21 protein-coding genes are annotated in these 19700 nt (G+C 35.5%); 1 reads left to right on the top strand and 20 read right to left on the bottom strand.

Going from position 1 to position 19700, the window contains the following annotated elements:
- Positions 1–308 precede the first annotated feature (308 nt).
- The 19 genes from F6U93_RS14120 to F6U93_RS14030 form a co-directional block, all read right to left on the bottom strand.
- Positions 309–635, bottom strand: coding sequence for a hypothetical protein (locus F6U93_RS14120; protein ID WP_150940872.1), 327 nt, complete (start codon positions 633–635; stop codon positions 309–311).
- Between the two features lie 32 nt (positions 636–667).
- Positions 668–1894: a murein hydrolase activator EnvC family protein gene (locus F6U93_RS14115; RefSeq protein WP_150940871.1), complete on the bottom strand. Its 1227-nt coding sequence runs from the start codon at positions 1892–1894 to the stop codon at positions 668–670.
- Positions 1894–2661: a DUF4292 domain-containing protein gene (locus F6U93_RS14110; RefSeq protein WP_150940870.1), complete on the bottom strand. Its 768-nt coding sequence runs from the start codon at positions 2659–2661 to the stop codon at positions 1894–1896. Before F6U93_RS14110 ends, F6U93_RS14115 begins: the two co-directional genes overlap by 1 nt.
- Positions 2661–4022 (bottom strand): tetratricopeptide repeat protein, encoded by a 1362-nt coding sequence (locus F6U93_RS14105; protein ID WP_150940869.1) that lies wholly within the window; start codon positions 4020–4022, stop codon positions 2661–2663. The genes F6U93_RS14110 and F6U93_RS14105 overlap by 1 nt, the downstream gene beginning before the upstream one ends.
- Before the next feature lie 226 nt (positions 4023–4248).
- The gene (locus F6U93_RS14100; protein ID WP_150940868.1) at positions 4249–5268 is read right to left on the bottom strand and encodes a sugar phosphate nucleotidyltransferase; all 1020 of its coding nucleotides are present in this window, start codon (positions 5266–5268) and stop codon (positions 4249–4251) included.
- 102 nt (positions 5269–5370) lie between these two features.
- Positions 5371–5805, bottom strand: a complete 435-nt coding sequence (dut, locus tag F6U93_RS14095; protein ID WP_150940867.1) for a dUTP diphosphatase — start codon at positions 5803–5805, stop codon at positions 5371–5373.
- A complete protein-coding gene (locus F6U93_RS14090) occupies positions 5795–7267 on the bottom strand; it encodes an oligosaccharide flippase family protein (RefSeq protein ID WP_150940866.1) in 1473 nt (490 codons plus the stop codon). The genes dut and F6U93_RS14090 overlap by 11 nt, the downstream gene beginning before the upstream one ends.
- A gap of 266 nt (positions 7268–7533) precedes the next feature.
- Positions 7534–8394 (bottom strand): ATP synthase F1 subunit gamma, encoded by an 861-nt coding sequence (gene atpG / locus F6U93_RS14085; RefSeq protein WP_150940865.1) that lies wholly within the window; start codon positions 8392–8394, stop codon positions 7534–7536.
- A 102-nt stretch (positions 8395–8496) separates the two neighbouring features.
- Complete coding sequence (gene atpA, locus F6U93_RS14080) at positions 8497–10074, bottom strand: F0F1 ATP synthase subunit alpha (protein WP_150940864.1); 1578 nt, start codon at positions 10072–10074, stop codon at positions 8497–8499.
- Positions 10075–10131: 57 nt separating this feature from the next.
- Positions 10132–10668, bottom strand: a complete 537-nt coding sequence (gene atpH / locus F6U93_RS14075) for an ATP synthase F1 subunit delta (protein ID WP_150940863.1) — start codon at positions 10666–10668, stop codon at positions 10132–10134.
- A gap of 7 nt (positions 10669–10675) precedes the next feature.
- A complete protein-coding gene (locus F6U93_RS14070) occupies positions 10676–11176 on the bottom strand; it encodes a F0F1 ATP synthase subunit B (protein WP_150940862.1) in 501 nt (166 codons plus the stop codon).
- A 106-nt stretch (positions 11177–11282) separates the two neighbouring features.
- Complete coding sequence (gene atpE, locus F6U93_RS14065) at positions 11283–11471, bottom strand: ATP synthase F0 subunit C (protein ID WP_150940861.1); 189 nt, start codon at positions 11469–11471, stop codon at positions 11283–11285.
- Between the two features lie 39 nt (positions 11472–11510).
- Positions 11511–12638, bottom strand: coding sequence for a F0F1 ATP synthase subunit A (gene atpB / locus F6U93_RS14060; protein ID WP_191963531.1), 1128 nt, complete (start codon positions 12636–12638; stop codon positions 11511–11513).
- A gap of 135 nt (positions 12639–12773) precedes the next feature.
- Positions 12774–13148 carry a DUF6168 family protein gene (locus F6U93_RS14055; protein WP_150940860.1) on the bottom strand — a complete coding sequence of 125 codons (375 nt, stop codon included), beginning with the start codon at positions 13146–13148 and terminating at the stop codon, positions 12774–12776.
- Positions 13141–13383, bottom strand: a complete 243-nt coding sequence (locus tag F6U93_RS14050; protein ID WP_150940859.1) for an AtpZ/AtpI family protein — start codon at positions 13381–13383, stop codon at positions 13141–13143. Before F6U93_RS14050 ends, F6U93_RS14055 begins: the two co-directional genes overlap by 8 nt.
- On the bottom strand, positions 13346–13759 hold the full coding sequence (locus F6U93_RS14045; protein ID WP_150940858.1) for a bactofilin family protein: 414 nt from the start codon (positions 13757–13759) through the stop codon (positions 13346–13348). The genes F6U93_RS14050 and F6U93_RS14045 overlap by 38 nt, the downstream gene beginning before the upstream one ends.
- Positions 13760–13771: 12 nt before the next feature.
- Entirely contained in the window at positions 13772–16327 is a 2556-nt protein-coding gene (gene porW / locus F6U93_RS14040) for a type IX secretion system periplasmic lipoprotein PorW/SprE (protein WP_150940857.1), read from the bottom strand.
- Between the two features lie 340 nt (positions 16328–16667).
- Positions 16668–16868, bottom strand: a complete 201-nt coding sequence (locus F6U93_RS14035) for a hypothetical protein (RefSeq protein ID WP_150940856.1) — start codon at positions 16866–16868, stop codon at positions 16668–16670.
- Between the two features lie 35 nt (positions 16869–16903).
- A complete protein-coding gene (locus F6U93_RS14030) occupies positions 16904–17308 on the bottom strand; it encodes a DUF2059 domain-containing protein (protein ID WP_150940855.1) in 405 nt (134 codons plus the stop codon).
- A gap of 194 nt (positions 17309–17502) precedes the next feature.
- Here F6U93_RS14030 and F6U93_RS14025 point away from each other — a divergent pair, with 194 nt between their 5' ends.
- On the top strand, positions 17503–18564 hold the full coding sequence (locus tag F6U93_RS14025) for a ferredoxin--NADP reductase (protein WP_150940854.1): 1062 nt from the start codon (positions 17503–17505) through the stop codon (positions 18562–18564).
- 111 nt (positions 18565–18675) lie between these two features.
- Here F6U93_RS14025 and F6U93_RS14020 read toward each other — a convergent pair whose 3' ends face one another.
- A complete protein-coding gene (locus F6U93_RS14020; RefSeq protein WP_225312723.1) occupies positions 18676–19695 on the bottom strand; it encodes a glycosyltransferase family 9 protein in 1020 nt (339 codons plus the stop codon).
- Positions 19696–19700: the final 5 nt, after the last annotated feature.

The following is a 19700-nucleotide window of genomic DNA, read 5'->3' as shown; positions in this document are numbered from 1 at the left end:
ATGTTACAAGTCAAGGATGTGTTTATTTCATAACACATCTCGATTATATCTACCAAACAAAAGGCAAGCTAGATTCGATACTCTATAAACATTTTTAATGAGAAAACACTCAACTTGTAGACCTATACACAGTCAAGTAACCTCCATAAAAACCAGTATATCTACTCTTAAAAAAAATGAAATAAAAAAGAATGTAATATTCTTAAAATTATAAAACTAAGACTGGGTCGGCACTAATTAGAGCTGTGCGATAAAATAAAGGCATTTTAAAGCAGGCCTATTAAATTATGGTATTTCAATAAATAAATTTAATCCAATCTACCAATTTCTTCAATAGATTCGAAGGGGTTCGGCTTGTTTTTCTTCCATTTATTTTCTAGAAATTTATAAAGTAAATAACAGCTTAAAATCCCGAAAGGCAACATTAATATCCCTAAAAGCGTATCATTAACACCTTCAATAGACCCTGGAGAAAAAAGTTCAAACAGAAGCCCTATAATAAAACTAAACAAAACAATGCCACTGTAATAAGAGAGTATTCCTAAAATAGCAAAACCCCACTTACTTTTATTATAAGCCTCAGCCAATTCCTTAAAATACTTCCCGATCCAATACAGTAAAATTAATCCTAACATCTTTTAATTTTTAGTTGACCCAATAACACTAATTACATCTTATAAATCCAACGTGCTGGATTTTCAGTGTCACGCCCTTTAGACAAGATGAAACTTAAAATGGTTTCGCCATTACTTGGGTTGGTAGCCACCTCTCCTATTTCTTGTTTTGTAGTCACTTTATCACCCTTTTTCACATAAACCTTCGATAAATTCTTATAAATGGTTAAATAATTACCATGACGAATCATCACAATAGGATTCACGTGTTTCATTCTTAAAATCTCACTCACCTCACCATCAAAAACGGCACGTGCTTTAGCGCCTTTTGACGTGGCAATACGTACGCCGTTACTTTTAATCGTCAAAGAATTATCAATAGGGTGACGTTGAGTTCCATAACCTAAACGTACTACACCGCGCTCAACTGGCCAAGGTAATTTTCCTCTATTGGCTATAAAGTTAGACGCTAACACCTTTTCTTCCGCCGTTAAGGCAAAAGTTTTAGAACTTGATTTCTTACCAGCCTTGGCATTAGATTTTGCTATGGCTTCTTTAATCAAACGATCAATTTCTTTATCAATTCTATCTGCTTCACGCTGCTTCTGCTTAATTTGTGTAGCATACATTGACAGGTTCTTTCTTATAGACTGCATTAAAACTTCATGATCTCGACGTTCCTTTTCTAAAGATTTTTGAGTGATTCTATTCTCAGCAATAAGCTTCTTTTTATCCTCTTGTTGCTTTAATAATTTCACATTGGTCTCTTGTAACTCTTCTGTTTTAGACTTAATAAGCGCGCCTTGCTTCTTTTGATAGTTAGAATACTGCTCTATATACTGAATACGCTTATAGGCCTGTTTAAAATCTTCTGAAGACAACAAAAACATAATACGACTTTGAGCATTTCTACTTTTATATGATTTCACTATCATAGCCGCGTAAGCTTCCTTCAATTGCTTTAATTCGTCTCTTAATTCTGAAATATGATCTTGATTAGTATTAATCTCACGGGTTAATAAGTTGGCCTGCTGATTAGTAACTTTAATCAAATTAGTAAGCACATTAATCTTATAATTGAAGTCTTCAATTAAGCTAAGCTCTGTTTTTGCTTTTGTTTTATGCTCTTTTTGAAGTTCATTAATTTTCTGAATTTCTCGACGTAATTCTTGGCGACGCGATTCCAGCTGCTTTTGCTTACTACTTTGAGCAAAACCAAGTGTACTGCAAAGCAATACTAGACATAAAAAAAAGGTTTTATATGATGTGGTGCGCTGCATTAAAGTTTTATTTTTTTAAACCCTGAAGGTATTTTAAACGGAAACCTAAAGTCTTCATTCAGCGTCACGTTTCTAAATTCTAAATCTACAATCGTTTCTTCATTAGCTTCAACGGCAATCACTTTAATGCGCTCTGGCAGTCTTTGCGCTTCTACCAGATGGTATGCAGTATAATCGACTTGCAAATGCCTATGTTCTGAAGGTTGAGAAACTTGTTGTGAAGTGACTTTAAAAGTCTTCGGACTCATTAAAAAGAATATTTCAAACAAAGCACGTTGTTCCTTCGGACTTACCACATAAGCACCATCAGCTACAGACGCGTTATAAGTATCACTATTTAAATCAAAAATAGCCTCGCCAAACAATAAATTTTGCACTTTCTGAAAATCAAGTTCAGTACCTAACAAATCGCTCAAATATTCATAATCACCATCAAAATAAGTGTTATCCAATTTGTTATAAAAACTCACCTTTTCAGGTGTGACCATGGCTCGAACTACCGAAAAAGGTGCATTTATCCATAAAACTTCATCTTTTTTCGCTCTAAAAGTAAGCGTGTAGGCTTGTGTTTTTCCGCCTTGAGTAAAACCAATTTTCAGCTTAGATTGCAGGGTTCTAAAATCAGCTTCCTGCGCTTTATTCGCTTTTATCAGCTGCTTAGTAGATAATTTGTAATTCGCCTCACCAGGTTTAATGGTTTTGGACGACTTACAATTAAACAGCAGTAAAAAGACTAAACTTAAACTAAAATAGAGGTGTTTACGCATTAATTTGAGGATTGTATTTGTTTCGCTTTATCACTAAACGTTTTAGCCTTGGCTGTATTGTTAAGTAAAGTATAAGCTTGACTCATTTGAGTATAAAAATCGGCTTCCATTTTAGAGTCTTCAATAATAAAATCTAAGCCCATTTCTAACGATTCTAAAGCCTCCTTAGGTGCTTTCAATTTATTTAAAGACACGCCATTCACTAGATAAAATAGGGGTTGTGATGGGAAATTCTCTAAGGATTGAGCGCTTAGATCTCTGGCTTGCTCATACTGCCCTAAATCAATATACAATAACATCACATTACGCAGCATATTAAAATTATTAGGCTCTAATTGCAAAGCTGTTTCAAAATGAATTAAAGCCTTTTCTTTATCGCCCTTTGTCAAATAATACTGTCCGAGTTCCATCACTGCCTTACTGTTATTAGCATCACTAACCAAAGCAGTAGCCTCCAATAAATCGGCTTCGTACTCTGGGTGTTCTTTAACAAAGGCCATAAAATCAGTTAGGACTTTCATTTTGGCATCGGGCTTAATTTCATTGCTTTTAACCACAATTTTCATAGACTCTACCGCTTTATCGGTTTCATTATCGTCTAAATAAAATTTATACAAAGCCAAATGAACCAATTGTGAATTCGGGTTGATTTTGAGTAACTCCTTAGCAATTTCAAAGGCTTTATCCTTTTCATTGTTTTCGCTGTAGCGGAAAATTAAAGCCAAGTAATTAGATTCCTTTTCAGGGTTATTTTCAACCCGCGCTTCTAAGTTTTCTATTTGATCTTTTTTACGTCCCGTAGCTTCGTAAATTCTATTACGCATAATGTCACGGCTCATCGTAGTACCAAACTCAGCATCCAGTTCGTCTAAAATCTCCAAGGCATCGTCATATTCTTCGGTTCTTGCATATAAGCCAGCCAAATCCTCCTTATAATCCGGGTGGTATTTAACCAGTTGTTTTACCGTTTTAATAGCTTTATTGTGTTCATTATGTGCCGCATAATATCCATATAACTCATCTAAAAACCATTCGTTATCCGGATCTTTATCTACCGCTTTTTTTAAAGCATCTTCAGCCTCCCCAAAATTTTTAAGATGGTTATAGCACTTACCCAATTCAAAATAAAGTACCGGAACCGATTTATCAATATCAATACACTTCAAAAAAGCTTCAGCCGCACGATCGTAATTCTCAATGCCTTTCTGCTTTAAGCCCTCATAAAACAGTTCTTGAAATTCGTCTTCATGATTACCTAAATCGTCGTCAGGCTTTTTATTAAAATCTACCTGCGCATGACTGCTTATCGGAGATAAAATTATTCCGAAAAATAAAAAAAGAATGTAGATTTTTTGTTTCATTTTTTATGCAACACTTCTGTTTTCATATGGGCGTTACCACAAGGGTCGGCATGTTGTTTATCTTGAACGCAGTCGAAAGACTATATCTTTTTGCTTCTAATGGCAAAAAGGATGCCGCTACAATCCCTAACGCAGCAAGATGCTTGATTGAAATGCAATACTTCACAGATGAACACCTTGCATAGGTACTACTAATATTAATGAGATTCCCGCCTTCGCAGGAATGTTATTCTAAAATCGAATAATCCCCAATACTAATGCTCGTAAATTCCCCGTTATACTTCACATAATTTCCAATCATAGCTTGATCTAAATTGGCGTTTTTGATGCTTGAGTTGGTTTGAATCAAACTGTTTTTAATGGTTGAATTTTCAATCACACTATCTTTTCCAATAGAAACAAAAGGTCCCACAGTAGTATTTTTAAGCACGACATTTTCACCAATAAAACAAGGTTCGATAATGTTTGCATTTTCTAATGTCACAGAATCGGCTACGAGTTGTTCTTCACCGTCAGCCTTTAAAAAGCCCAACATACGTTGGTTGGTTTCAATGGTAATCGGTTTGTTTCCGCAGTCCATCCACTCATCAACAGTTCCGGTTTTGAACACCTTGCCTTCAGCCATCATACGCTTAATACCATCATTAATTTGGTACTCGCCACCGTTCATAACGTTTTCATCGAGTATTTCTTGTAATTTACTTTTTAAAACAGCAACATCTTTAAAGTAATAAATACCAATTACAGCTTGATCACTAACAAAACTTTCTGGTTTTTCAACCAGTTCTACAATTTCTTCCTTGGTATTTAATTTTACCACACCATAAGCTTCAGGATTTTCTACTTTTTTAGTCCAAATCACACTATCGGCTTCAGGATCTAAATCAAATTGCGCACGAATCAACGTATCGGCATATGCGATTACTGCTGGTCCAGATAAGGACGGTTTGGCACACATAATGGCATGACCGGTTCCTAATGGTTTATCCTGACGGTAAATAGAAGCTTTAGCGCCTAAACTTTTAGCCAAATCTTCTAAACTCGCTACAACATCATCACCAAACCAAGCAGCATCACCTAAAACAAAAGCAATCTCTTCAATAGGTTCTTTCAATACTTTAGCAATATCTTTTACCAAGCGATGAACAATAGGTTGCCCAGCAACTGGAATTAATGGTTTTGGTACGGTTAAACTGTGCGGGCGTAAACGTGATCCTCGTCCCGCCATTGGTACTATTATTTTCATAAGCCCCTCTTAATCTCCCCAAAGGGAAGAAACTATTATATTATTAAATTTTTTTTTCCTATTTGCGTAACGTACGAGTTCCCCTTCTGGGGGTTAGGGGGCTTATTTCACCCCAGTACTCCCAAAGCCACCTTCGCCTCGATCGGTTTCGGTGAGTTCTTCGACTTCATGCCACTCGGCGCGTTCGTGTTTTGCTATTACTAATTGTGCAATGCGCTCACCATTTTGAATGGTAAAATTTTCTTGCGAAAGATTTACCAAAATCACGCCTATTTCACCTCGGTAATCGGCATCAATGGTTCCAGGTGCATTGAGTACGGTAACACCTTTTTTGGCTGCTAGGCCGCTTCTTGGGCGTACTTGTGCTTCAATACCAACAGGTAACTCGATAAATAATCCTGTTCCTACAACGGTTCGCTCTAAAGGCTTCAACACTCTAGCTTCCGATAAATTTGCTCTTAAATCCACTCCAGCCGATGCCATAGTTTCGTAATTTGGCAAATCGTTCGTAGATTTATTTATGATTTTAATTTGCATGCTTTCTTGTTAATAGTTGCTTTATAAATTTTTGTTCAGAATAAAATACAACACCCAAAAATACGATTAACATAGATACTCCAATAACATAATCACCTCTAAATTCATAAAAAGATAGTAATGAAAGTCCTATGGATGACCCCATATACAGCCCTATTTTCTTTAAGTTATATGGAATGGGATAATATTTTCTACCGAAATAATACGACAAACACATCATGGTGGCATAAGCGGCTAATGTAGCAATAGCCGAGCCCTTATACCCAATAATTGGAATCAACCAAAAGTTTAAAGCTAGGGTTATTAAGGCACCAATAATAGATATGTAGGCTCCAAACTTCGTGCGGTCAGTGATTTTATACCAAACCGATAGATTGTGATAAATTCCTAAGCAGAAATTAGCAATAAGAATAAGTGGTACAATCCACATGGCCTCCCAATAGCCTTGACCTCTCACTATAATCACTTTCAAGGTATCTACAAAAACAATAGCCCCCAATAGAATAATAGACCCACAAATCACAAAAAACTCCAAAATAAGGGCATAATTTTTTTGCGGATTTTTAGCCTTAGCATGACTAAAGAAAAAAGGTTCAATACCTAACCTATATGCCGTTGCAAACAAGGTCATAAACAAGGCTATTTTATAACATGCCGAATACAAACCAATTTGAGTTTTCGCGACATCGGCTGGCAAAAGATGGTTTAATAAAATGCGATCAAAGGTTTCATTAATTGAAAAGGCAACTCCAGCGACCAACACAGGAAAAGCATATTTCATCATGGTTTTCCATAAAGAAGCATCAAACTTATAGCTAATTCTTGCATAAAACGGCAGCATGATTAACAGGGTAATACCACTAGCTATAACGTTAGCAATTAGGATATAGCTAACACCAAAATTAGGAATATAAAGCTTATCAAAAATAACGCCTTTCTCAACTAAATTTTTAAGTGCTAAAAGAAAAAATAAATTTAAACCAATGTTAACTGAGACATTAAAGAATTTTATAATAGCGTACTTCATGGGTTGTTCATTAGCTCGCAACCAAGCGAAGGGCATAATGACCAGTGCATCTAAAAGTAGAATCCAGAAAACAATTTTGATGTATTTCACTTTTATCTCCACAAGTTCAGCAATAAAATCTTTAAAGATGAAGACTATAAGAAAAAAAAAGAACGAAGTCACAATAAGCGAAATAGACACGGTACTGGTCACTTTATTTTTATCATCTTCCTTATTAAAAAACCTAAAAAAGGCCGTTTCCATACCATAAGCGAGAATCACATTAAACAGCACGAAGTAGGAAAAAATCACAGAGACTTCACCATATTCTGCCACCGAGGCAAGCACCCCTTTGGTGGTGTAGAGCGGTACCAATAAAAAGCTTAACATTCGAGGTAAAACCGTGGCTAAGCCGTAAATAAAAGTTTGTTTAAATAAATTTTTTAGTGCGCCCAATGGTCCAATAATTTTACCGCTAAAAGTACGCTTTTCTAATTGTAAACCAAAGAAAGCAACATGGGAATAACCAATTTAATACCTAAGCAAAACAAACAATTATTCTAGCAACATTCATTTCCTTAAGGAAATTTTATTAGCCATATAGGCCTTGTAAAGCAACTATATAATAGTTTAAAACTAATAGAAGAATCGCATAAAAAAAGCCCTCTATAAACATATAGAAGGCTTTTGTATTATTATAAAACTTAGATTTAAATCTAAACTTAGTTATTTAAAGCTTCAGCACCACCAACAATCTCTAAGATTTCGTTAGTAATAGCCGCTTGACGTGCTTTGTTGTATGTTAATTTAAGTTGATCTCTTAATTCTGTAGCATTATCGGTTGCTTTATGCATAGCTGTCATACGTGCACCGTGCTCACTAGCAAACGAATCTCTAATACCACCGTATAATTGCGTTTTTAAAGACTTCGGAATTAATTGCTCGATAATGTCATGTTGTGATGGCTCGAAAATATAGAAAGTATCAGTATCTTCTTCAACTTCAACAGGAACAATAGGTAAAAATTGTTCAGTTGTTACAATTTGAGTTGCAGCATTTTTGAACTTATTATATACGATTTCGATTTTATCAAACTCACCTTCAACAAATTTCTCCATTAAAGATTCTGCAATTACAGCTACGTTTTCAAAAGTTAAGTCGTCATAAAGCTCACTTTCATTGGCTATAACTCTATCGGTTTTTTTGAAAGCATCAAAAGCCTTCTTACCAACAGTTAAATACGATACTTCTTGGTTAGCGTATTTTTGAGATGTTAGTCTGTTAACCTCCTTAATAATATTTGCATTGAAAGCACCCGCCAAACCTCTATTAGACGTTATAGCGACAATAAGTACTTTTTTTAACTCACGTTCTTCAGAATATTTACTTTGAGAAGCGCCTTCTAAAGTCGCACTTAAACCTTGTAAAAGTTCAGTAAGCTTATCTGAATACGGACGCATTCCTGTAATAGCATCTTGGGCTTTCTTTAACTTAGCAGCTGATACCATTTTCATGGCACTGGTAATCTGCATCGTTGAAGATACCGATGATATTCTGTTACGTATTTCTTTTAAATTTGCCATTGGCCCCACCTAACCTCCCCAAAAGGGGAGGGATTTTATTAGTTGTATTTAATAATTTAGATCCTCCATATAACTCCTCCCCTTAGGGGAGGTTGGGAGGGGCTATTTATACTGTGCTGATAAATCTTTTGCTACAGCTGTTAACGTATCTGTAACTTCATCAGTTAATTTTCCAGATTTTAAAGTTGCTAAGATGTCGCTATGCTTAGATCTTAATAACTCTAAATAGTTTCTTTCAAATTCTTTAATTTTTTCAACAGGCACATCTCTTAATAAGTTTTTAGATCCTGCATAGATAATTGCAATTTGATCTTCAACTTTAAATGGATCGTTTTGTGCTTGTTTTAAGATTTCAACGTTACGTTTACCTTTTTCAATTACATTTAAAGTAACCGCATCTAAATCTGAACCAAACTTCGCGAAAGCTTCTAACTCACGGAACTGTGCTTGATCAAGTTTTAAAGTACCCGATACTTTTTTCATGGATTTAATTTGAGCGTTACCACCAACACGAGATACAGAAATACCTACGTTAATTGCTGGACGAACCCCAGAGTTAAATAAATCTCCATCTAAGAAGATCTGACCATCTGTAATCGAAATTACGTTGGTTGGGATATATGCCGAAACGTCTCCCGCTTGTGTTTCAATAATTGGTAAAGCTGTTAATGAACCACCACCTTTAACCAAAGGTTTTAATGAGTCAGGAAGATCATTCATATCTTTAGCAATAGCGTCATTGTTGATCACTTTTGCTGCACGCTCTAATAAACGCGAGTGTAAGTAGAATACATCACCTGGATACGCCTCACGTCCTGGTGGACGACGTAATAATAAAGATACCTCACGGTAGGCAACTGCTTGTTTTGATAAATCATCAAATACAATTAAAGCAGGACGACCAGTATCTCTAAAATACTCACCAATAGCAGCACCAGCAAATGGCGCATATACTTGCATTGGAGCAGGATCTGATGCGTTAGCTGCAACAATAGTCGTATAAGCTAAAGCGCCTTTTTCTTCTAAAGTTTTAGCAATTAAAGCTACTGTTGATGCTTTTTGACCAACGGCAACATATATACAGTATACAGGCTCACCTGCATCGTAAAATTCTTTTTGATTTAAGATAGTATCAATACAAACCGCAGTTTTACCCGTTTGACGGTCACCAATAACCAACTCACGTTGACCACGACCTACAGGAATCATAGCATCAATAGACTTAATACCTGTTTGTAAAGGTTCAGTTACTGGCTCACGGAAAACAACACCAGGCGCTTTACGCTCAAGTGGCATTTCGTAAGTTTCTCCAGCAATAGGGCCTTTACCATCAATTGGTGTTCCTAATGTATCAACAACACGACCAACAATACCTTCACCAACATTAATAGAAGCAATACGGTTAGTACGTTTTACGGTAGAACCTTCTTTTACTCCTACTGAAGCACCTAATAATACAATACCAACGTTATCTTCCTCAAGGTTAAGTACAATACCTTCTAATCCGCCTTCGAATTCTACTAACTCACCGTACTGTGCGTTAGATAATCCGTAAGCACGTACAATACCATCACCTACAGTTAATACAGTTCCTACTTCATCTAATGAAGCGCTTGCCTCAAAACCTGAAAGTTGTTTTTCTAAGATTGCTGATATTTCAGCTGGTTTTACTTCTGCCATCTTTATTTAGTATTAGACTTTAAAATAGCGATGCTTTACACCGTTATCTAAAAACTTTTAATTTAATGTAAATTCTCTTTTTAAATTGTTTAACTGATTTGCTACACTTGCGTTGTATTGCACATCACCTACACGTAAAATGAAACCACCAATAATGCTTTCATCAATAATATTTTCTAGGTCAACATTCTGCCCAGAAAGTTCTACAGCTTTTGCTAAAACTTTTTCTTCTAATGCTGCAGTTAATGGAATAGCCGTAGTTACGGTTGCATGTTTTATACCTTGAGACTCATCATATAACTCAACATACATAGAAGCTACATTTGCAAAAATGTCTATTCTATTATTCTGAATTAATAAATCTACTAAGTTTACAGTAATAGCATTTGAACTACCAAACACTTCTAATAAAACCGATTTTTTTACTGAAGAAGGTACTACAGGACTTAGAAGCATATCGCTTAAGTCTTTACTTTCAGCAACAGTACTAACTACGAGCTTCATATCATTATTTACAACCTCGGCTGCATTTTGATTTAATGCTACATTTAATACTGCTTTCGCATAACGTATTGCTGCTCTTGCTCCTGCCATTGTAAAATTAGTTTAATGATTTTTCAGCTAACATGGTTTCAACCAACTCTAGTTGCTTGTCTTTGCTAGATAATTCTGTACGTACTACTTTTTCTGCGATTTCTAAAGACAAATCAGCCACTTGCTTTTTAAGCTCTACCATAGCAGATTTCTTCTCACTTTCAATAGCTACTTGTGCTTGCTCAATCATTTTGTTGGCTTGAGTTTCAGCTTCATCTTTAGCCTCTTCAATCATTTTAGCTTTGATATCACGTGCATCTTTTAACAAAGTTTCACGCTCCATTCTAGCTTCTTGTAACAACTTTTCGTTATCTGCTTGAAGGTTCTCTAACTCCAATTTAGCATTCTGTGCTGCATCTAAAGCATCTTTAATACCATCTTCTCTAGTTTGTAAGGCCTCTAAAATAGGTTTCCATGCAAATTTTTTCATTAATACAATTAAGATTAATAAAAGAATGGCTTGCATAAAAAACAATCCTGGCGAAAAATCATTTAACAACTGATCCATGTGTAACTATATAAAAAGTTTTACTTCTGTTTTTTGTTTAATTTAAAAACAGCTTCTGTAACCAACCGTTACAGAATGCTGTCTTTGTCTTTGTTTCTTGCAGGAATTATTTACCTAAGATTAATGCACCGAATGCTAAACCTTCTAATAAAGCTCCAATGATGATCATCGCAGTTTGGATTTTTCCAGCTGCTTCAGGTTGACGAGCAATACTTTCCATTGCTTTACCACCAATTTGACCTAAACCGATACCAGCTCCGATTACGATTAATCCTGCTCCAATTAAATTGTACATACTAATTGATTTTTAAAATATTAATTAAACAAATTCTTATTAATGATGGTCATGTTCTTCAACAGCCATACCTATAAATAACGATGATAACATCGTGAAAATAAATGCTTGTAAAAACGCTACTAAAATTTCTATCACCATAATAAATAATGATAATACTAAGGACATTCCTGTTGATACAGCAGGACCGAACGCTTCTTTCATGGTAATCATTAAAGCAATTAATGTCATTACCACAAAGTGACCCGCAGTAATATTAGCAAATAAACGTACTAATAGCGAAAAAGGCTTAATTACTACAAAACCAATCAACTCAATAACAGCTAGAATTGGTCTTAATATGTAAGGTACTCCAGGCATCCATAAAGTGTGACCCCAGAAATCTTTAGTACCGCTAAACAGGTAAATAACCACAGTAAAAATAGCTAAACAGGTTGTTACAGCAATTTGTCCAGTCACGTTAAATCCTAGCGGCGTTAATCCTAGTAAATTTAATATCCAGATAAAGAAAAACACGGTTAATAAAAACGACATGAATTTTTTATACTTTTTCTCTCCAATATTTGGTCTAGCAATTTCATCACGCACATAGATTACTAATGGCTCTAAAACTCTAGAAAACCCAGTTGGGATAGCGCCTTTTTTGTAACCTTTAGCTAAGGCAACAAAACCTAACAGCATTAATATGCCCGTTAACAACATACCGAACACACTTTTAGTAATAGAAAAATCTAAAACTTTATGTGCATTTTCAGCGTGGTGATGGTCGTCAAAAACAACAGCATCAGCTCCTGGTGCTAACTCGTATATTTTACTGTGAATTTTTGTTAATTGTACACCATCTTTATTTACAATAACTTGGCCGTTATCATCGTGGTGAAATTCTGAAGACATGAATGTTTTTAATCCTTCACTAGTCCATACAATAACTGGTAACGGAAAACCAACATGAGTACCCGTTTCATGATTTGTATATAAGTGAAAATCGTGAGAGTCTTTTAAGTGATGAGAGATATATGCTTTAATTTCCTCTGGAGTATCTACCTTATCTCCTCCTCCTTCTTGGTGTTGATCATCAGGCACCCCACTAATTGCAAAGGCCGAAACTGAAGTCATCAAAAACACTAAAATTGCAATAATCTTGGTAGTCTGTTTTACTAGCATCATATTTTTTTATACTAATGAAAAATTACGCTCTCTAAAATTTTGTGCAAATGTACACAATAATTTAAAAAGGCAAACGCTTTTTTTTATTTAGTATTTATACATCTATAAAATTGATGATTTTCAGTCTTTGAGTACTTATTTTTGGTTATTCAATAATTTGGCTATCCCAGCAGCCTCGGCTATTAAAAACAAGAATAAAGGTAGTACTAAAGCAAAGCGTTCAACCTTAGTTAGGGCATCATTTTCAAACACCGATTCTTTAAAAACAAGCACAAAAACCCCTATTTTTAAAAGCATTAATGCCAAGTAAGCATAACCCGCTTGATTGGGCAGTATACTCGCAATACCTTCTATGCATAAATAAACAATAAGTGCTGCCACAGCATGAAAGACATAGACCTGCCACAGCTCGAAAGCCATAGGCTGAGTAACAAAATAACTATGGACCGTAAATGAAATCGCAAAAAGCAGAAGAATGCTTAATGTAAAAACGAGTATTCTTTTAATCATTCTTATCGTTATTGGTGATATTAAGTACTTGTCTTATCACAGAAAACATAGCCAAGAAAACAGCTAGCAAGGTTATAACCTTAAAATATAATTGATCTGTATTTCCGGTTTTAGAATCTATCCAAGTTCCTAGGAGACTACCCAAATAGATGGTAAGCCCCATTTGGAGTGCAATAGATGTAAACCTAACATACTTATTAAGCTGATTTTTCTGATTTCCTTTTTTGTTCTCCATGTTTAGATCCTATACCTGTACCACTCATTGAGCAAGTCACATTAAAAGTTGCACCAGGTTCTACGGCTAATTTCCCAGAAACCACTTCACCTTCAATACGCGCTGAAGCTTTTAAAGTTAAGGTTCCTGACAAGGTCAACTTTCCAGAAAAACTACCTTCAAAATAAGCATCTGTGCCATCTAAAGTTCCGTTTATTAATCCGGACTTACCAACCACTACTTTTCCTGTGGTTTTAATATTACCTTCTATAGTGCCATCTATTCTAAAGTCACCTTCACTGCTTAGGTCTCCAACTATTTTTGTACCCTGTGCTATTAAATTCTGACTTGATCCACTTTCTGCCATGCTTTTTTCTTTTTTATTATCTGAGAACATAATCGGTTATTTTTATTTATTGTAGAGATTCAAATAGGAATCCAAATTTTTATGAACTTGAATGATTTGATAATTCGTAGACGAGGCTACAAAATAAGGGGCTTTTATTTTTTTCTGATCTTTACTCAGTAAGATTTGATTGAATGTTTGAGCTATCTGTTTTGTCTTTATGCCATGCACCACTACCAAGGTCGTATTAGGATCATAAACATCAATTGAAGCACTTAAAACATAATAATGACGTATATTTTTCAACACCTCATCTAGGGTTTTCTTAAACCTTAAGATGGTTTCTTCTTCAGCCTCGTCAAACTGAAAAATCACCTTGTATTGCACTGAAGCTTCTCTGCTAACTTCTACAAAATCTTTATTGGCTAAATTAGGTAATACCTTTGCTACAATGTGTTTGGCCTGTTTACCTTCATCTGTATTTGCATAGGTTACCGCCACACGATTTACCGCTTCTTTGTAAGCCTCAAAACCGTAGAGTCTTCCTGTGGCTGTAGCTTTTAATAATTCAAATTTGGCAGCTATAGCATCACCATCAAATTGGTTGATGTACTCGTCGCATTTTGAAATCACTTCTTCGTACTCCTGATTTTCATGCTTAATATAAAGGGCTTCATATAAGTTTTGCGGACTATTTTCATCTTCTGAAACCAATTCTGGGTTTTCCAAAATGTGCGCATATCGCGAATCTGGATAGTTTGAAACGATTTCTGTTTTAGCAATTTCAGCTTCGTCGTTTTGACCCAATAACTCGTACAACTTGTACAAATTATATTTTGAAGGCAAGATCAAACGTTCTTCGGGATGGCTTTCTAATAAATCCTGAAATTTATCTTTAGACAATTCATACTCCTTAAATTTTTCCTTATAGATCAATCCTAACTGATAATAAGCGTAATTACGCGCTTTTGAAATGCTATCAATTTCTTTTTCATCAGAAGGAATTTGCGAAATATAAAATTCAGGATCATACCGTTGATCATCTGAAGCGACATCTGCAAGAGCTATAGGCTCAATAATAGTTGCGCCACCTGTTGCCCCTCGCGTTGACCATCGCCAATCGTCTTCTAAGGTACGGTCACCCCAAGTTTTAACGAATTCATTTTTACCGTAAGCTACAGTAGTTGGGTTATAGAAATAAAACAGCACCGCTTGACCTGCTCCTCCTACACCAACTTGACCACCTATTTGATTATTAACCGTCACAATTCCTGAATTCCGTGCAGCCGCTTCTTCTTGAGCTCTAGCTTCTTCCTCCTTACGTTTTAATTCGTCTATATATTCCTTAAAGTAAACTGTTCTAGTAGCATCTGGCATATTAACCAAACGGATAATACTATCATCTACCTTAGCAATACCTTCATATAAAATAACATCCTCGAGGTTATCGCGTTTTCTTTTCATCACACGAAAAGGCTTCGAATTTTCGGCCATGTTCGTCATTGTACTATCGTAATACAAACCTGCTTTGGCATACACCGAATTATCGAAATAGATATCACCTAAAATCTCATAATTTCTAGACTTTAAATAGGCATCTCTGGTATTGGTTCTCAAAGATTTATTGTAATAACGTATAGCTAAATCTTCATTCTCGTTTCTTTGGTGATAGAGCCCAATTTGATGGTAAATCTTATCTAAATACGGACGATTTTCTCTGTTTTTCTCAATTTCGGTAAGTAATTCTGTAGTTTCAAGTTTGTTACCATTTTCATGATCAAAATTGTTGATCTTACCTAGTTGAGCCGCAATCAAATAAATTCTAGGAGTTTTACGATTCAGTTCTATCACCTTATCGAATGCAATATTCGCACTATCTCTTTGTCCTAACTGATTATAAAGTTGCCCTTGAATAATATGGTATCGTCCACGCTCATCATGACTTTTTGTAGCCTGTGCTGCAATTCCCAACTGTGTTATTGCAGTATCAATAACTTTTGTGTTGATATAAGCCTGAGCCAAGGTTGAGGTCGCATCAGCTAGATCTTGGTCTTCAAGATTGGCATATTTTAACAACCGCTTTAAATTATGAATAGCCAGTTCGTTATTATCCAAACGCATATTTGTTTTCTCACGCCAAATTTTCGCACGATTAATCTTATCACTTGCTGGATATTTATAAAGAATATAATTGAAAGCTTCCAAAGCAGGAATAAAACGCTGATCAAAATACCGCGCTTTTCCCAGAAGCAGATACGCTTCATCAATTTGCGGATTTTTTTCCTTACTATCGATATGCATGCCGTGCTTTTGAATGGCTTTGGCTGCCTTATCTTCTGCTATATTAAAATTTTCATTTCTGGATTGCCCCGGGAGTAGAATGTCTTCCGAGATTTGCATGCGCTCAACAGGAAGGACTTCCCAATAATTGTCGAAATAAGCATCATTAATGGTTCTTTTACCAGCTTCCAAAGCATTGTAACCGTTAAAAAGCGTATTATATTCGGCTGTAACGGCGTGGTAATTTCTGCTTATAAATCTGTCTTTTTTCCTTGAGCAACTTAAGGCGCATACCGCACAAAGCACACAAGTGACTAAGACTTTAAAATATCTATTCAACGTTGGTTTTTTTAGTCTAAAATAATAACTGTAAAGACACGCTATTATTATATATAGTGGTAAAAATAAGCAACTTTTTGAATTAACCTAAATATTGAACGTACAAATTGGTTGCTTCATGGATACTCTAATTAAACGTTGGCTATCAAAATGAGAACGCGCACTCATAAAACCGCTTACGCGAAATATTTTATAGGTCAAAAACTTTCAACGAGCAATTTTGCCAGTTTAAAACCAGTTAATCCCACAAAAACACCAAAAGCCATCCAATACATCCGATTTTTTTATGATACTCACAAGCTATTGTTTCAATAACTTCCACATTTTCAATAAGTTGAATCTAAATATTGTTTTTTAATGCAAAATTAGCTTCAGATTTTAGAGTAAATGCCTTAGAATCTAACTGAAATTCATGCTCAGCCCCTGTAATTGAAAGTTTTTCTGAAACTTTATGATTATCAACAAAGACGGTTTCAACACCCCATACGGAGTTGTGAAATTCAACTTTATGAGACTCTATGCTAAATTCGCCGTATTTCATTTTACTTATTATCCCTATTAATAAAACTTAACGGATTACCACTGATACCTTTGAGCCAAATTTTGTAAATCGGTCGCCCAGTCTTTTCCTAACTCGACACCTTTTTTAGTAAGCTCCAGTTGCTTTGAAGCGAATTTTTTTCCTATGGGCGAATTGTAGAATCCTAATAACTCTTTTATTTCTTCTTGAGTGAATTCCTCCATGTATAAATCGGCCATATCATCGTACAAATCCACTAAAGACGCTTCGGCTTTTTTAGTATATTTGGCTTTATTTTTCTCTGAAACTACAGCGCCTATTTGCTCAATACCAGCTTCAAAAGCCGAAGAAGCTCCTGTTAGTTTTATAAGTTTAATCGCGTCTTTTTTATAAGCTTCTTTGTTCTGAGCTTGAGTAAAACTCACTACTAATAGCAAACATGTAAATAATAAATTTTTCATTTTTTAAGGGATTTTAATTCATCGTTGATTATAAAAATATTTAAAAATGGTACAAAGGTCGTAAAATTAACTAACTCTCAAACACCTTATTTTTTTCACACCTCTCAAATATACATAATATTCGTACATATAATTTTCTTAAAAACGACACTATTTTTTAAAGGCTTCACTATTTTTGCTAAAAATTAATTCGCATGGCATCATTTCATAAACTTTCAGTAAAGAATATAAATAGAGAAACTTCAAAAGCAATAAGCATCTCTTTTAATGTTCCTGAAAATCTTAAAGACACTTTCGCTTTTCAAGCGGGGCAATACATCACTTTAAAAACCGAGATTGACGGTCATGAGGTGCGTCGTGATTATTCACTTTGCGTTTCTCCAAAAAGCGGCGAATTAAAAGTAGCTATTAAAGAAGTTCAAGATGGCACCTTTTCAGCATACGCGAATACAACCTTAAAAGTTGGTGACACCTTAGAAGTGGCTCCACCAAAAGGGCGTTTTATTTTTGAGCCTAATGATTCTAAAACTAAAAACATTGCGGCTTTTGCTGCCGGAAGTGGAATTACACCAGTTTTAAGTATTATAAAATGTGCTTTAGAAGAAGAAGTAAACAGTAAGATCATTTTAGTTTACGGAAACAAAACCACTGATGACACCATGTTTTTAAACGAACTCTTAGAGCTTCAACATGCCTATAAAGAGCGTTTTACCATTCAGTTTGTTTTCAGTCAGCGTGATGAGGAAGATGCAATTTTCGGGCGTATTGAAAAAAGCACGGTAAATTATGTCATTAAAAACGAACACAAAGATGTGCTTATTGATGCGTATTACTTATGTGGGCCAGAAGCGATGATACACACGGTTAAAGATGTTTTAACTGATCATAACACTGAAGCTTCTCGTATTCACTACGAACTTTTTAAAGCAGCAAAACCTACTGAAGTTGAATCTACTACTGAATCTGTTGAAAAAGGCACGACTAAAATCACCGTTACGGTTGATGATGAAACAACGACCTTCGATATGTCTCAAAAACAAACCATTCTTGAGGCTTCTCTAGATGAAGATTTAGATGCGCCATATTCTTGTCAGGGCGGCATTTGTAGCAGCTGTTTAGCTCGTATTACTGAAGGTGAAGCGAGCATGAGACAAAATAATATTCTAACTGAAAGCGAGGTTGCCGAAGGTTTAATTCTTACTTGCCAAGCGCACCCTACAACGCCTACTATTACGGTTGATTTTGATGATGTGTAAGAAGTTAGAGGAGTTAATAGTAGTAAAGAAGTTAAGTAGTGGTGTTTTTTAATTAAACATAACTTTAAACGGTGTTCGAGCGGAGTCGAGAACATGTCTTCTATGCCTATATCAACTCTTATATGAAGTTAACACAGCATTTATTTTACTAACAATCACTTCGGGAGCAATACTCCCTGCGGCTTTTTCATAGCCTTCTGGATATTTATTACCGTAAACGGAAGTTGGCACTTTAGGAAACTGAGTTCTATCGGCACATAAGGCATAATCCTCAGGCTGATTAAACGGTGCAAAGCCAGCATACGGATGAGTAACCCCCCAAATGCTAATCACAGGCACGCCTAACATAGCGGCTAAATGTGCATTACCAGAATCCATAGAAAGCATGATATCTAAATTGGAGATAATATCTAACTCTTCATCAAAGCTTAGTGCTCCTGCAAGATTTACGGTATTATGAAAAGTCTTTAAGGCCTCACGGTCTTCCTTTCCGCCAAATAAAATGACTTTATAATCGGGAGTTAACTTCTCTACCACCTGTTCCATCAACTCTAAAGGATAGACCTTGCCTTGATGTGCAGCAAAGGGCGCAATACCAATCCACTTTTTAGAATCTCGTCCTACTAGCTCCAGTAACTTTTCATTTAAAACAACACGCTCCGGAAAGATTGGATTTAATAAATCAACAGGAAAACCTAATTTCTCAAATACATCGGCATAGCGTTGATGCGTGGTTTTAATCGGTTCAAATTTTTCTCCCGAAATTAAAGCACGTTTAGCTTTACGACCTTTATCTAAAGCAATAAAGCGTTTAGAATTTAAAAATTGTTTTAAAATTTTACTTCGTAATACCTGATGCAAATCGGCCACCGCATAGAAACCCATTTTGTTAAGGGATTTCGCCAGTTTATAGAGTCCGAGCACACCTTTATGCTCGCCTTTTACTTCAGCAGAAAAAACAGAAACACGAGGAATCCCTCTAAAAAATGCTTTAAAAAAACCACGTGTTAAAACCGTAATTTCAACCTCAGGATACTGCGTAATAACGGCGCGTACCACCGGTACAGACATAGCAACGTCTCCCATTGCTGAGAGACGTATCACTAATATATGCTTTTGTTTTTTCAACATAAATT

It is taken from the genome of Pseudotamlana haliotis (assembly GCF_008806375.1).
Taxonomy (GTDB): domain Bacteria; phylum Bacteroidota; class Bacteroidia; order Flavobacteriales; family Flavobacteriaceae; genus Pseudotamlana; species Pseudotamlana haliotis.
This window is presented reverse-complemented; position numbering and strand designations above follow the sequence as displayed.

What these genes read in the sequence shown, in the direction of transcription:
- F6U93_RS14120 (WP_150940872.1), bottom strand. Translation starts at nt 635, where the DNA reads ATGTTAGGATTAATTTTACTGTATTGGATCGGGAAGTATTTTAAGGAA.
- F6U93_RS14115 (WP_150940871.1), bottom strand. Translation starts at nt 1,894, where the DNA reads ATGCAGCGCACCACATCATATAAAACCTTTTTTTTATGTCTAGTATTG.
- F6U93_RS14110 (WP_150940870.1), bottom strand. Translation starts at nt 2,661, where the DNA reads ATGCGTAAACACCTCTATTTTAGTTTAAGTTTAGTCTTTTTACTGCTG.
- F6U93_RS14105 (WP_150940869.1), bottom strand. Translation starts at nt 4,022, where the DNA reads ATGAAACAAAAAATCTACATTCTTTTTTTATTTTTCGGAATAATTTTA.
- F6U93_RS14100 (WP_150940868.1), bottom strand. Translation starts at nt 5,268, where the DNA reads ATGAAAATAATAGTACCAATGGCGGGACGAGGATCACGTTTACGCCCG.
- dut (WP_150940867.1), bottom strand. Translation starts at nt 5,805, where the DNA reads ATGCAAATTAAAATCATAAATAAATCTACGAACGATTTGCCAAATTAC.
- atpG (WP_150940865.1), bottom strand. Translation starts at nt 8,394, where the DNA reads ATGGCAAATTTAAAAGAAATACGTAACAGAATATCATCGGTATCTTCA.
- atpA (WP_150940864.1), bottom strand. Translation starts at nt 10,074, where the DNA reads ATGGCAGAAGTAAAACCAGCTGAAATATCAGCAATCTTAGAAAAACAA.
- atpH (WP_150940863.1), bottom strand. Translation starts at nt 10,668, where the DNA reads ATGGCAGGAGCAAGAGCAGCAATACGTTATGCGAAAGCAGTATTAAAT.
- F6U93_RS14070 (WP_150940862.1), bottom strand. Translation starts at nt 11,176, where the DNA reads ATGGATCAGTTGTTAAATGATTTTTCGCCAGGATTGTTTTTTATGCAA.
- atpE (WP_150940861.1), bottom strand. Translation starts at nt 11,471, where the DNA reads ATGTACAATTTAATTGGAGCAGGATTAATCGTAATCGGAGCTGGTATC.
- atpB (WP_191963531.1), bottom strand. Translation starts at nt 12,638, where the DNA reads ATGATGCTAGTAAAACAGACTACCAAGATTATTGCAATTTTAGTGTTT.
- F6U93_RS14055 (WP_150940860.1), bottom strand. Translation starts at nt 13,148, where the DNA reads ATGATTAAAAGAATACTCGTTTTTACATTAAGCATTCTTCTGCTTTTT.
- F6U93_RS14050 (WP_150940859.1), bottom strand. Translation starts at nt 13,383, where the DNA reads ATGGAGAACAAAAAAGGAAATCAGAAAAATCAGCTTAATAAGTATGTT.
- F6U93_RS14045 (WP_150940858.1), bottom strand. Translation starts at nt 13,759, where the DNA reads ATGTTCTCAGATAATAAAAAAGAAAAAAGCATGGCAGAAAGTGGATCA.
- F6U93_RS14035 (WP_150940856.1), bottom strand. Translation starts at nt 16,868, where the DNA reads ATGAAATACGGCGAATTTAGCATAGAGTCTCATAAAGTTGAATTTCAC.
- F6U93_RS14030 (WP_150940855.1), bottom strand. Translation starts at nt 17,308, where the DNA reads ATGAAAAATTTATTATTTACATGTTTGCTATTAGTAGTGAGTTTTACT.
- F6U93_RS14025 (WP_150940854.1), top strand. Translation starts at nt 17,503, where the DNA reads ATGGCATCATTTCATAAACTTTCAGTAAAGAATATAAATAGAGAAACT.
- F6U93_RS14020 (WP_225312723.1), bottom strand. Translation starts at nt 19,695, where the DNA reads ATGTTGAAAAAACAAAAGCATATATTAGTGATACGTCTCTCAGCAATG.